Source organism: Kribbella sp. NPDC004138 (assembly GCF_053603655.1).
Window position 1 is genome coordinate 259924 of record NZ_JBSGFZ010000006.1, and the last position, 11547, is coordinate 271470.

The following is an 11547-nucleotide window of genomic DNA, read 5'->3' on the forward strand; positions in this document are numbered from 1 at the left end:
CTTACAGTTCTCGCGTGACAGGCGCTCTCGCGGCCCGCTGGGCCCGCACCGTCGTCCCGAGCTGGACCTACCGCTGGCTGCTACCGGCGGTCTGGCTCGGGGCGATCGTGGCGTCGGTGATCGGCGACACCAGCAACTGCTCGGTCGAGCACCCGACGGTCTGCGGGCCGGACCGGACGTTCTCACTGGCGATGATTGCCTGCTTCGCGTCGCTTGCCCTGCTGTGGTGGCAGCCGATCGTCGCAGCGCTGGCCGGCCTGGTGTTCATGGCGCTCGACCTCCGGTACGACGATGTGGCCTCTGCGCGCGTCGCGTGGACCGTCTACGGGGCCTTGTGTGCCGTACTGCTGGTCTGGGTCTTCACGAGCCGCCTTCGCCAACGGTCACTGGCCGGGCGGATGCATCCGGATCGGGTCCAGATACCTGAGGCCGCAAGGATCGGTGTGACCAGCAGAGTGCTCGTGGCGGTCGCCCTGGCTCTGGTGGGCGCTGCCGCGTTCGGCCTGATGAGCTGGCAGGACCAGCGCGAGGAGATCCATCTCCGACGTGCGGTGGAGCAGACTGCTGTTGCGAAGAGCCTGAACGACGAAGGGGAGCTCGCTCTCCAGTTGCCCGACGGCAGCAGCCGCACGGTGTCTGTGGCGGGCGACTACGACACCGGCGAGCAGATCCCGATCCTCGTCGACCCTGCCGACCGCGACTGGCTCCGGCTGCGAGCTGAGCTGGCCGACTACACCTTCTGGTACACGGTGGCCGGTGGTGCGTGGTTGCTGTCCCTCCTGTTCGCGCTGCGCGACCTCCGGCTCCGCCGAGCGCGTCCGCGGAGATCCTGGAGCGGGCAGGCCATGCCGGTCCGGATCGATCCGCACGTTTCCGGTGCCTTCACGGTCCGGTCCGCCGAGGGTACGGTCCTGCTGGGCTTCCTCGAGGCCGGCCTGGACGACGAGGAAGGCGATCTGCGGCTGCTCGAGGCCTTCAGCGCGCTCGACGACGAAGAGCAGGGCGACGCGCCGGCCAAGCTCAAGCGCGAGTGGGCGCAGACGCTGAACCGGTACCGCGGAGACGCGCTGCTGGTCGGAGACCTCGCCGAGGGCAGTTGGCCGACGCTGGTCTTCGGCGGCCAAACGCTCAGGCCGGTTAGCCCGTTCCGTGCGCCCAGAAAGCTGCCGTGGCGCGACGAGACCGCCAGCAGCCTGCCGACGGACTTCGAGCCGGCCGAGGACCTGCCCACCGCGCCGCCTGTCGAACCGGCGCGGGATGTGCCGACCCTGCCCTGGGAGGTCCCGCTGCAGGCCAGGTCCTGGTGGAGTCTGCCGGCGCTGATCGCCGTACTGCTCGTGGCGCCGCTCGCCGTCGGGGCGTTCGCGAACTGGGGTGAGTGGTTCGCCGCGTTCCTGGCGACAGCCGTGGGCGCACAGTTGGTGCACTCACTCGGCTCACAGGTGCTGTTCCGGGTGACTGCCACCGCGACCGATCTGTGGATCCGGACCGGGTGGACAGACCGGCGCGTGTCCTGGCGGTCCGTGGAGTCAGTAGAGGTCGAGGAAGAGGCAGTGAGTCTCGAGGCAGGGGATGACTGGCACGTCGTCGGCGGCATCGCGGACAAGGACCTGCCCCAGGTCGCCGCGGTGTTCGAGACGCTCCGGCTGCGCTCCCACACCGGCCTGCCGGAGGAGCCCGTCACCAGGCGACCGTCGCCCGTGCTGCTCATCAACGCGGTCTACGTCGCGGTCTGCGGACTCATCCTCGCTCTGACCCGCTGGAACCCGTTCTAGGGCGCCACGCACCAGCCGTCGCGGTACGCCGCCCAGTGCTCGTCGGTGGCCGCGAAGTCGACGTACAGGGCGAGGCCGAAGTTCTGGCGAGGTGTGTCGCCCAGGCCGAGGCGTGCGCCGCGGACCGCCGCGCTGACTGTCTCCGCGTTGCCCCAGTGCGCGGCGTTGTTCTCCCAGTACGCCGGGAGACCCATGAGAAGGTCTGTGCCGGGTGGAGTGACCTCCAGCGCCAACTTGGTCTGCTTGGCGACATAGCCGCCGTACAGGGACTCCAGAGGCAGTGCGGTGTCGTAGGACATGACGGCGATCTGGTTGACGCGTTCGGCGACCTGACGGAAGTAGTCCTGCGACCACCACTTGTCGACCGGGATCGCATGCAGGTACCAGAGCGGGTCGATCTGCGCCGCCGCGACCGACAGGGTCGTACCGAGCGCGCGCGTCTCGTCCAGTACGGCGAGGTACCCCGCGGAGCCGGACCGTACCGGCTCGAAGTCGTAGTGGATGCCCTGGAAACCCTGTTGCAGAACGGCGGACGCCGACTCCACGACCCGTCGGCGGACCGCCGCGTCGTCGAGGTTCATGCCCGGGTCCTTGCCCGGTTGGACGACGTCACCGAGCCAGGCCTGGACGCGGACGCCGGGGGCCGCCGCACGGACCGCATCGACGAACCAGCGCGCCTTCGGCGAGACCTTTGCCAACGGCAACGAGCCGTCGTGCTCCAGCGGACCCGTGTGCACGTACAGGTCGCGGATGCCGGTGCCCTGCAGGCGCTGCGCCAGCGCGGTCACGTCGGCGGCGGTCTTCCGGCCGTCGACCCAGGCATGGCCGAGCCACAGCGCGTCCTGGTTGCGGGTCCGGCCGGACGGATCACCGGAGTAGTACATGCGCAGCGAGACGGCGTACGTTCCGAGCGGTACGACGATCAGCAGAACGGCCGCGACCGTCGCCGACACCAGGGCTCGACGCAGACGGGACCAGGACCGCCAGCGGCGCCTCACGAACGCGGCCGCAGGCCGTCGTACACGATGGCGAGCATGCGGTCGCGGGTCTCCGGGTCGAGCTTGGCCGCGGTCGCGCCGCGGGACGCGCCGATGAGCAGCGCGTAGACCTCTGGCAGCTCGGCATCCGCCCGCACCGCGCCGGCCTTCTGCGCCGCGGTCAGCAACCCGCTGAACGCCGCCCGCATCCCGCGTCCGGCCTCCTGGGTCTCCTCGCCGGCGGCCGCGCCCGCGGCGGTCAGTGCTTCGCCGATCGCCAGCTTCGACGCGGACTCGGCCACCACCTGGGTGAAGAACTCGAAGAACGCCTTCCCCGGGTCGTCGCTGCCGGTCAGCTCCAGCGCGCGGTCCCGGATCCGCTCCAGGCGCAGCGTCAGGACCGCCTCGAGCAGCTCGGTCTTGGTCGCGAAGTGCCGGAAGACGGTGGCGATCCCGACCCCGGCCAGCTTGGCCACGTCGTCGGTCGACGCGCCCGGCGACCGCCCGAAGACATCGTCCGCGGCCGTCATGATCCTGGCCCGGTTGTCCCGTGCGTCTGCTCGCACCCCAGCTCCCCTCCGTCGTCCTCAGCCTAGAAGACGCGGCGAACCGCTGCCGGGTTGTAAACGAAGTCGTGACTCCATATATTCGAAGTCATCACTCCGCTTAATCCTCGTGAGGTATCCGATGACTCCTGAACAGGTCTTCCTGAAGCTGGTGCACGGCGTCGCCGACCGCGACTTCGCCGTGCTGCCGGAGCTGTACGCCGAGCAGACCGACGTCCGGCACCCGATGAACCCGTACGGCGACCACCCGCTGCTCAGCCGGGACGCGCTCCGCGAGCACTTCGGCGGCGTCGGCCCGCGGGTCACCGAGGTGGTGCGCTTCCAGCCCGAGAACATCCGCGTCCATGAGACGACGGACCCCGAGGTGATCGTGGCGGAGTTCGAGTACGCCGGGACGATCCTGGCGACCGGCGAGCCGTTCCGGGTGCCGGCGATCTTCGTCCTGCGGGTCCGCGACGGGCTGATCGTGGAGTCTCGCGACTACATCGACCACCTCGCGATGATCCGCGCCCGCGGCCAGGTCGGCGACCTCGTCGCTCACCTGACGGAACCGGCAGGCACCCCGGCCGCGTCGTAGTCGGCAGCGGCGCCGAACGGCCCCGGACCGAGGCATCAAGCCAAACAGCGGAACGGCCCCCGACCGGGTGGTCGGGGGCCGTTCGGGGGTCAGGTCAGCGGTCGCCCATGGGCACGTACTGGACGCCGCGGCCGCCGGTGTAGATCTGCTTCGGGCGGGCGATCTTCTGGTCGCCGTCGCCGAGCATCTCCAGCCACTGGGCCAGCCAGCCCGAGGTGCGCGGGATGGCGAACAGCACGGTGAACATCTCCGGCGGGAACTGCAGGGCCTCGTAGATCAGGCCGGAGTAGAAGTCGACGTTCGGGTAGAGCTTGCGGGAGACGAAGTAGTCGTCCTCCAGCGCGATCTTCTCCAGCTCGACGGCGATCTTCAGCAACGGGTTGATGCCGGTCACCTCGAAGACGTCGTCGGCGGCCTTCTTGATGATCTTCGCCCGCGGGTCGTAGTTCTTGTAGACCCGGTGGCCGAAGCCCATCAGCCGCTCTTCGCCGTTCTTCACGCCCTCGATGAACGACGGCACGTTGTCGACCGAGCCGATCCGGCGCAGCATCTTCAGCACCGCCTCGTTGGCGCCGCCGTGCAGCGGGCCGTAGAGGGCGCCGATCCCGCCGGCCACCGCGGTGTACGGGTCGACCTGGGTCGAGCCGATCGCGCGGACCGCGTTGGTGGACGCGTTCTGCTCGTGGTCGGCGTGCAGGATGAACAGGATCTCCAGCGCGCGCACCAGCCGGTCGTCGGCGGCGTACTTCGGCTCGCTCATCTTGAACAGCATCGACAAGAAGTTCGCCGTGTAGCTGAGCTCGTTGTCCGGGTACACGTACGGCTTGCCCTGGGCGTGCCGGAAGGCGAACGCGCCGAGGGTCGGCATCTTGGCGATCAGCCGCCGGATCTGCAGCGCCCGGGACTCCTCGTCGAAGATGTTGCGCGACTCGGGGTAGAACGTGGACAGCGCGCCGACCGAGGCCAGCAGCATGCCCATCGGGTGCGCGTCGTACCGGAAGCCCTGCATGAACGTCTTCAGGTTCTCGTGCACGAACGTGTGATACGTCACGTCGTGCGCCCAAGCCTCGTACTCCGCCTTGTTCGGCAGCTTGCCGTTCACCAGCAGGTAAGCCACCTCGAGGTAGTTCGACTGCTCGGCGAGCTGCTCGATCGGGTACCCGCGGTACTCCAGGATGCCCTTGTCGCCGTCGATGAAGGTGACGGAGGAACGGCAGGACGCGGTGTTGACGAAGCCGGGGTCGTAGGTGGCCAGGCCACCGTCGCCGTCGGATGCGCTGATCTGCTTGAGGTCTGCGGCACGGATGGTGCCATCGGTGATGGCAAGGTCGAAGTCCTTGCCGGTCCGGTTGTCCCGGACGGTGAGCGACTGTTCGGTCACAATGCCCTCTTCGGAAGCTGGCGTCATCGCCTGGATGAATGAGGGTAGATCAGCCGGCGGGACGCGGGTCTGGACTGCAATCTTCACCGCTAAACTAGTGCGGTCCTCAGCTGCTTCCAAGCCGGGGTCCCCTCGGCGTGTGGGCTCACTTTGACCCGAACGCGGCGGCGCCGGTATTCTGGGCTGCTGTTGTGCGTTCCAGGTCCAGGACAGACACGTCTGCTGACCGCTCGCCGACGTCCAGTTCTGTTCAACTCTGAGAAACGAAGGTCAACGACCGTGCGCACGTACAGCCCGAAGCCTGCTGACGTCACTCGTGAGTGGCACGTGATCGACGCCACCGACGTCACGCTCGGTCGGCTCGCCGTCCAGATCGCCACCCTGCTGCGCGGCAAGCACAAGCCGACGTTCGCTCCGCACGTCGACGGTGGCGACTTCGTCGTCGTCGTCAACGCCTCCAAGGTGGCCCTGTCCGGCACCAAGCGGACCGACAAGCTGGCGTACCGCCACTCGGGTCACCCGGGTGGTCTGACCGCGACGCCGATCGGCGAGATCCTCGACAAGGACCCGCGCAAGGCCGTCGAGAAGGCCGTCTGGGGCATGCTCCCGAAGAACCGCCTGAGCCGGAAGCTGCTGACCAAGCTGAAGGTGTACGCCGGTCCGGAGCACCCGCACACGGCGCAGCAGCCGAAGCCGTTCGAGATCACCCAGATCGCCCAGTAAGCGATCGACGAACCAGGTAAACGAGGATTCACAGCGTGAGCGACATCACCACCGAGACCGAAGAGTTCGACACCGAGGTCCCCATCGACACCGAGGGCCCGGTCGCCTACACCTCCGAGACGAACCCGGCTCCGGAGCAGCGCGCCGAGACGGGTCGGGTCGCGGTCATCAACCCGGCCGGCGCCACCGGTCGCCGCAAGGAGGCCGTCGCTCGCGTGCGGATCGTCCCGGGCACCGGCAAGTGGAAGATCAACGGGAAGGACCTCGACGTCTACTTCCCGAACAAGGTCCACCAGCAGCACGTGAACGAGCCGTTCGTCGTCGCGGGCCTCGAGGGTTCGTACGACGTGATCGCCCGGATCAACGGCGGCGGCATCACCGGCCAGGCCGGTGCGCTGCAGCTCGGTGTGGCCCGCTGCCTGAACGCAGCGGACCTCGAGGCCAACCGCCCGGGTCTGAAGAAGGCCGGCCTGCTCACCCGCGACGCGCGGATCAAGGAGCGCAAGAAGGCCGGTCTCAAGAAGGCCCGTAAGGCGCCTCAGTACAGCAAGCGCTGATCACCTGATGGGGCGTTTGTTCGGCACGGACGGAGTCCGTGGCCTGGCGAACGTGGACCTGACCGCGGAGCTGGCGCTCGACCTCTCGGTCGCGGCAGCTCACGTACTCGGCGAGGCCGGTGCCTTCGAAGGGCACCGGCCGCGCGCCGTTGTGGGGCGGGATCCGCGTGCCAGTGGTGAGTTCCTGGAAGCCGCCGTGGTGGCCGGTCTGGCCAGCGCCGGCGTCGATGTCGTCCGGCTCGGCGTGCTGCCGACGCCGGCCGTCGCATACCTGACCGGTTCGACCGGCGCCGACCTCGGCGTGATGCTGTCCGCCAGCCACAACCCGATGCCGGACAACGGCATCAAGTTCCTGGCCCGCGGCGGGATCAAGCTCGACGACGTGATCGAGGACGCCATCGAGGCCCGGATGGGCGAGGAGTGGCAGCGTCCGACGGGCGCCGATGTCGGCCGGGTGACCGACGACGGGCAGGGGTTCGAGACCTACGTCTCGCACCTGGTCCGCTCGGCCCCGAACCGGTTCGACGGCCTGAAGGTCGTGATCGACTGCGCGAACGGCGCCGCCTCGCAGACCGCGCCGGAGGCACTGCGCCGGCTCGGCGCCGAGGTGATCACGGTCGCCGCGGCCCCGGACGGGCTGAACATCAACCTGAACTGCGGATCCACGCACATCGAGGGTCTGCAGCGCGAGGTCGTCGGGCACCGCGCCGACGTCGGCATCGCGCTCGACGGTGACGCCGACCGCTGCCTGGCGGTGGACGCGAACGGCGAGCTCGTCGACGGCGACCAGATCCTCGCGGTCCTGGCGCTGGCGATGCGGGACAGCGGCCGGCTGTCGAACGACACCGTCGTCGCGACCGTGATGAGCAACCTGGGCTTCGTGCAGGCGATGGTGCGGGAGCAGATCGCGGTCGAGCAGACCAAGGTCGGCGACCGGTACGTGCTCGAGGCGATGAAGGCCGGCGGCCACAAGCTCGGCGGTGAGCAGTCCGGGCACGTGATCCTGTCCGACCACGCCACCACCGGCGACGGCACGCTGACCGCGGTGATGCTGCTCGCGCGCGTGGCCCAGACGGGCAAGAGCCTGGCCGATCTGGCCGGCGCGATGACCCGCCTGCCGCAGGTCCTGGTCAACGTGAAGAACGTGGACAAGTCCCGCGCGGGCACCGACTCCACGGTCCAGTCCGCCGTCACCGAGGCCACCACCCGCCTCGGCGACACCGGCCGGGTCCTGCTCCGGCCGTCGGGCACCGAGCCCCTCGTCCGGGTCATGGTCGAGGCGGAGTCCTCCGACACCGCCCACGAGATCGCCCACTCCCTCGCGGACGTGGTCGCCTCCGCACTGAAACTCTGAAACACCTGGGACCTGAAACGGCAACCTGGGACCTGGCAGAGCAGGTCCCAGGCTGCCGTTTCCCGTCTCAGCTGCCTGACGGCCTCAGCTCGGCGAGCCGTCGCTCGGGCGCTGGGGCTGCCTCCGCCAATAGCTGGGTGTACTCGTGCTGCGGGTTCAGGATCACGTCGTCGGCAGGGCCTTGTTCGACGACCTTGCCGTGGTACAGGACCATGATCTCGTCGCTGAAGTGCCGGGCGGTCGCGAGGTCGTGGGTGATGTACAGGACGCCCAGGTTCTCCTCGCGCTGCAACGCGGCCAGCAGGTTGAGCACGCCCAGGCGGATCGAGACGTCGAGCATCGACACCGGCTCGTCGGCGACGAGGATCGCCGGTTCGGGTGCCAGCGCGCGGGCGATCGCGACCCGTTGGCGTTGACCGCCTGACAGCTCGTGCGGCTTACGGTGCGCGAAGTCCTCGTCGAGGCGGACCCGGCGGAGGAGCTCGAGGACCCGCTCGTCGACCTCGTCCCGGGTGAAGGCGGGATGGTGGAGCTTGACCGGGCGGGCCAGGTGGTGCGCGATCGAGTGGTACGGGTTCAGCGACGCGAAGGGATCCTGGAAGACCATCTGGACGGCCTTGCGGTACGTCGCCGCCGCCGTGCCGCGGTACTGCATCGGCTTGCCGTCCACCAGGATCTGGCCGGACGTCGGCCGCTCCAGCTGGAGCAGGAGCTTCGCGATCGTCGACTTGCCGGAGCCGGACTGGCCGACCAGCGCGATCGTCCGGCCGGGCTGCAACTCGAAGCTGACCTGGTCCACCGCCCGCAGGCGCTTGCTCTGCAGCCCGTTTCGCAGCCGGTACTCCTTCACCACCTCGCGCATCTCGAGCGCACTCATCCTGCCTCCTCGTCGATCGCGCCGGTCCTGACGAAGCCGCCGCGGTCCCCGGTCAGGCTCGGGAACGACGACAGCAGTCGCTTCGTGTACGGGTGTTGCGGCTTCGTGTAGAGCGTCGGCGCGTCGTCGAGCTCGACGATCAGCCCGTCCCGCATCACCGCGATCCGGTCGCTGATCTCGAGCAGCAGCGGCAGGTCGTGGGTGATGAAGACGACCGCGAACCCGAGCTCGGCGCGCAGCCGGGTGATCTCGCGCAGGATCTCCCGCTGGACGACGACGTCGAGCGCGGTGGTCGGCTCGTCCATGATCAGCACCTGCGGCTCGAGCGCCAGCGCCATCGCGATCATCACGCGTTGCCGCATACCGCCGGACAGCTCGTGCGGATAGGCCCGCAGCCGGTCCCGGTCCACGCCGACGCGTTCGAGCAACTGGCCGCAGCGTGCGCGGCGCTCCGTCTTGCTCAGCTCGGGCCGGTGCGTCAGGAAGACGTCTTCGAGCTGCTCGGAGATCCGCAGGACCGGATTGAGCGAGTTCATCGCGCCTTGGAAGACCATCGCGATCTTGTCCCAGCGGAACGCCCGCAGGTCGTCTCCGGCCAGCGACGACAGGTCGATGTCGTAGCCCTCGCGGGACGAGAACACCACGCGTCCGCCGGTGATCTGCGCCGGCGGTTTCAGCAACCGGGTGATCGCGTACGCCAGTGTCGACTTCCCGCAGCCGCTCTCACCCGCCAGGCCGAGGATCTCCCCGCGTTCCAACGTCAGGGACACGTCGCGGACGGCGTGCACGGTGGTCTCGGCCAGGTAGTCGATGCTGAGGTTCTCGATGCTCAGGACCCTCATGCCTTCACGCTCCACTTGTTGCGTTCGGCACGCGTCTGCGAGCGCAGCTTCGGGTTGATGATCTCGTCGATGGAGAAGTTGATCAGCGACAGCGCCGCCCCGAACAGGGCGATCGCCAGGCCCGGCGGCGCGAACCACCACCAGGCGCCGAGGCGCAGCGCCAGGCCGTTCTGTGCGTAGAACAGCATGGTTCCCCAGGTGAAGGACCCGGACGCGCCGAGTCCGAGGAACGACAGACCCGCCTCGCCGAGGATCGCGAAGATCACCGCGAACACGACCTGCGAGGCGAGCAGCGGGATCAGGTTCGGCAGGATCTCGACGAGCAGGATCCGCCAGCGTTTCTCGCCGCCGATCCGGGCCGCGAGCACGTAGTCGCGGCTGCGGACGCTGAGCGTGAAGCCGCGCAGCACGCGGGCGGAGCCGGCCCAGCTGGTGATCGCGAGCACGGCGGCCACCAGCCAGATCGACTTGTTCGGCACGTAGCTGGAGATCACGATCACCAGCGGCAGGCCGGGGATCACCAGCATGATGTTCGTGAACAGCGAGAACGCCTCGTCGGTCGCGCCGCCGACGAACGCGCCGACGACGCCGAAGAACGCCGACAGCAGCAGCGTGATCGCCCCGACCACGACGCCGATGATCAGCGAGCCGCGGGTGGCGTACGCGAGCTGGGCGAAGACGTCCTGGCCGCTCTGGGTAGTGCCGAGCAGGAAGCCGTTTCCGGGCGCGGTCAGCCCGATGTCCCGGACCGTCGACGGGTTGCCGACGAGCAGCGGACCGAGGACGCCGAACAGGACGATCAGCCCGGCGACGGCCAGACCGACCGCGAGCTTCAGGGTCAGCGGCGGCCAGGCCCGGCGGCGCACCGGCGCCGACTTCTCGACGGCGGCCGCCCCTTCAGTGGTGATTGCCATTCGGGAGCCCCTTCTCAGGACCGCGCACGGGTGCGGGGGTCGATGACGCCGTACAGGAGGTCGACGAGCAGGTTCGCGCCGAGGACGGCGAGCGTGATGATCAGGAACACCGCCTGCATCAGCGCGTAGTCGTTGTTGTTGACGGCAAGCAACAGCGCGGAGCCGATGCCGGGGTAGGTGAAGACCGCCTCGGTGACGATCGATCCGGCGACCACGAAACCCAGCGAGATCGCGAAGCCCGACACCGACGGCAGGATCGCGTTGCGGGCGACGTACCGGGACCGGATCCGGCGCGGGGTCAGCCCCTTCGCCTCGGCGGTGACGACGAAGTCCTCGGACAGCGTCGACACCATCATGTTGCGCATCCCGAGCATCCAGCCGCCGATCGACGAGATGACGATCGTCAACGCCGGCAGCGCCCCGTGGTACAGCACCGACTGCACGAACGGGAGGCTCCAGCCGGGCGTCACGGAGTACACGTCGTACCCGCCGGTCAGCGGGAAGACGGGCCAGGTGCTGCCGAGCAGGAAGAGCAGCAGCAGGGCGAGCCAGAAGTACGGCACCGACTGCAGCATCGTGGTGACCGGGATCAGGCTGTCGACCCAGGAACCGCGCCGCCAGCCGGCGGCGCGTCCCAGCAGGATCCCGACGGCGAACGAGATCACCGTCGCGAGACCGATCAACCCGACGGTCCAGGGGAGTGTCTGGCCGATGACCTGGGAGACCGGCGCGGGGAAGTACGCGATCGACGTACCGAGGTCGCCCTTGACCAGTTGGTGCAGGTACGTCCAGTACTGGTCCCACAGCGACGAGCGGGTGTCGGTGCCGAGCAGTGCCTGGATCGCGTCCCGCGTCGTCGGGGTGACCGGGCCCTTGGTCGCCAGTTTTGACAGCATCAGGTCGACCGGGTTCCCCGGCATCAGCCGGGGAATCAGGAAGTTCAGGGTCAGCGCCGCCCAGAGGGCAGCGACGTAGAAGGCCAGTTTTCGCAGCAGATAGCGCAC

General features: G+C 68.8%; 12 protein-coding genes. 5 read left to right on the plus strand and 7 right to left on the minus strand.

Features of this window, described 5'->3' with window-relative positions:
- Nucleotides 1-14: 14 nt before the first annotated feature.
- The gene (locus tag ACWEOO_RS10890) at nucleotides 15-1775 is read left to right on the plus strand and encodes a hypothetical protein (protein WP_452142782.1); all 1761 of its coding nucleotides are present in this window, start codon (nucleotides 15-17) and stop codon (nucleotides 1773-1775) included.
- On the opposite strand, the gene ACWEOO_RS10895 is transcribed toward ACWEOO_RS10890, so the two are convergent.
- Together ACWEOO_RS10895 and ACWEOO_RS10900 are read right to left on the minus strand one after the other, a co-directional pair.
- Nucleotides 1772-2728, minus strand: coding sequence for a hypothetical protein (locus tag ACWEOO_RS10895; RefSeq protein ID WP_452142783.1), 957 nt, complete (start codon nucleotides 2726-2728; stop codon nucleotides 1772-1774). The genes ACWEOO_RS10890 and ACWEOO_RS10895 overlap by 4 nt on opposite strands.
- 41 nt (nucleotides 2729-2769) lie before the next feature.
- Nucleotides 2770-3318 carry a TetR/AcrR family transcriptional regulator gene (locus ACWEOO_RS10900; RefSeq protein ID WP_452142784.1) on the minus strand — a complete coding sequence of 183 codons (549 nt, stop codon included), beginning with the start codon at nucleotides 3316-3318 and terminating at the stop codon, nucleotides 2770-2772.
- 121 nt (nucleotides 3319-3439) lie between these two features.
- Between ACWEOO_RS10900 and ACWEOO_RS10905 the strand changes: the two genes are divergently transcribed.
- Nucleotides 3440-3895 (plus strand): nuclear transport factor 2 family protein, encoded by a 456-nt coding sequence (locus ACWEOO_RS10905; protein ID WP_452142785.1) that lies wholly within the window; start codon nucleotides 3440-3442, stop codon nucleotides 3893-3895.
- A 94-nt stretch (nucleotides 3896-3989) separates the two neighbouring features.
- Here ACWEOO_RS10905 and ACWEOO_RS10910 read toward each other — a convergent pair whose 3' ends face one another.
- Nucleotides 3990-5276, minus strand: a complete 1287-nt coding sequence (locus tag ACWEOO_RS10910) for a citrate synthase (protein WP_452142786.1) — start codon at nucleotides 5274-5276, stop codon at nucleotides 3990-3992.
- Between the two features lie 279 nt (nucleotides 5277-5555).
- Between ACWEOO_RS10910 and rplM the strand changes: the two genes are divergently transcribed.
- The 3 genes from rplM to glmM are packed head-to-tail and all read left to right on the plus strand — an operon-like array spanning nucleotide 5556 to nucleotide 7910.
- Nucleotides 5556-5999 (plus strand): 50S ribosomal protein L13, encoded by a 444-nt coding sequence (gene rplM, locus ACWEOO_RS10915; protein ID WP_131286311.1) that lies wholly within the window; start codon nucleotides 5556-5558, stop codon nucleotides 5997-5999.
- 35 nt (nucleotides 6000-6034) lie between these two features.
- Entirely contained in the window at nucleotides 6035-6556 is a 522-nt protein-coding gene (gene rpsI, locus ACWEOO_RS10920; protein WP_355482625.1) for a 30S ribosomal protein S9, read from the plus strand.
- 7 nt (nucleotides 6557-6563) lie between these two features.
- Nucleotides 6564-7910, plus strand: a complete 1347-nt coding sequence (gene glmM / locus ACWEOO_RS10925) for a phosphoglucosamine mutase (RefSeq protein WP_359927710.1) — start codon at nucleotides 6564-6566, stop codon at nucleotides 7908-7910.
- A 67-nt stretch (nucleotides 7911-7977) separates the two neighbouring features.
- On the opposite strand, the gene ACWEOO_RS10930 is transcribed toward glmM, so the two are convergent.
- The 4 genes from ACWEOO_RS10930 to ACWEOO_RS10945 are packed head-to-tail and all read right to left on the minus strand — an operon-like array spanning nucleotide 7978 to nucleotide 11547.
- Nucleotides 7978-8787, minus strand: a complete 810-nt coding sequence (locus tag ACWEOO_RS10930) for an ABC transporter ATP-binding protein (protein WP_452142787.1) — start codon at nucleotides 8785-8787, stop codon at nucleotides 7978-7980.
- On the minus strand, nucleotides 8784-9629 hold the full coding sequence (locus ACWEOO_RS10935) for an ABC transporter ATP-binding protein (protein ID WP_452142788.1): 846 nt from the start codon (nucleotides 9627-9629) through the stop codon (nucleotides 8784-8786). The genes ACWEOO_RS10930 and ACWEOO_RS10935 overlap by 4 nt, the downstream gene beginning before the upstream one ends.
- Complete coding sequence (locus ACWEOO_RS10940) at nucleotides 9626-10543, minus strand: ABC transporter permease (RefSeq protein WP_452142789.1); 918 nt, start codon at nucleotides 10541-10543, stop codon at nucleotides 9626-9628. Before ACWEOO_RS10940 ends, ACWEOO_RS10935 begins: the two co-directional genes overlap by 4 nt.
- A gap of 14 nt (nucleotides 10544-10557) precedes the next feature.
- Nucleotides 10558-11547 carry an ABC transporter permease gene (locus ACWEOO_RS10945; protein ID WP_452142790.1) on the minus strand — a complete coding sequence of 330 codons (990 nt, stop codon included), beginning with the start codon at nucleotides 11545-11547 and terminating at the stop codon, nucleotides 10558-10560.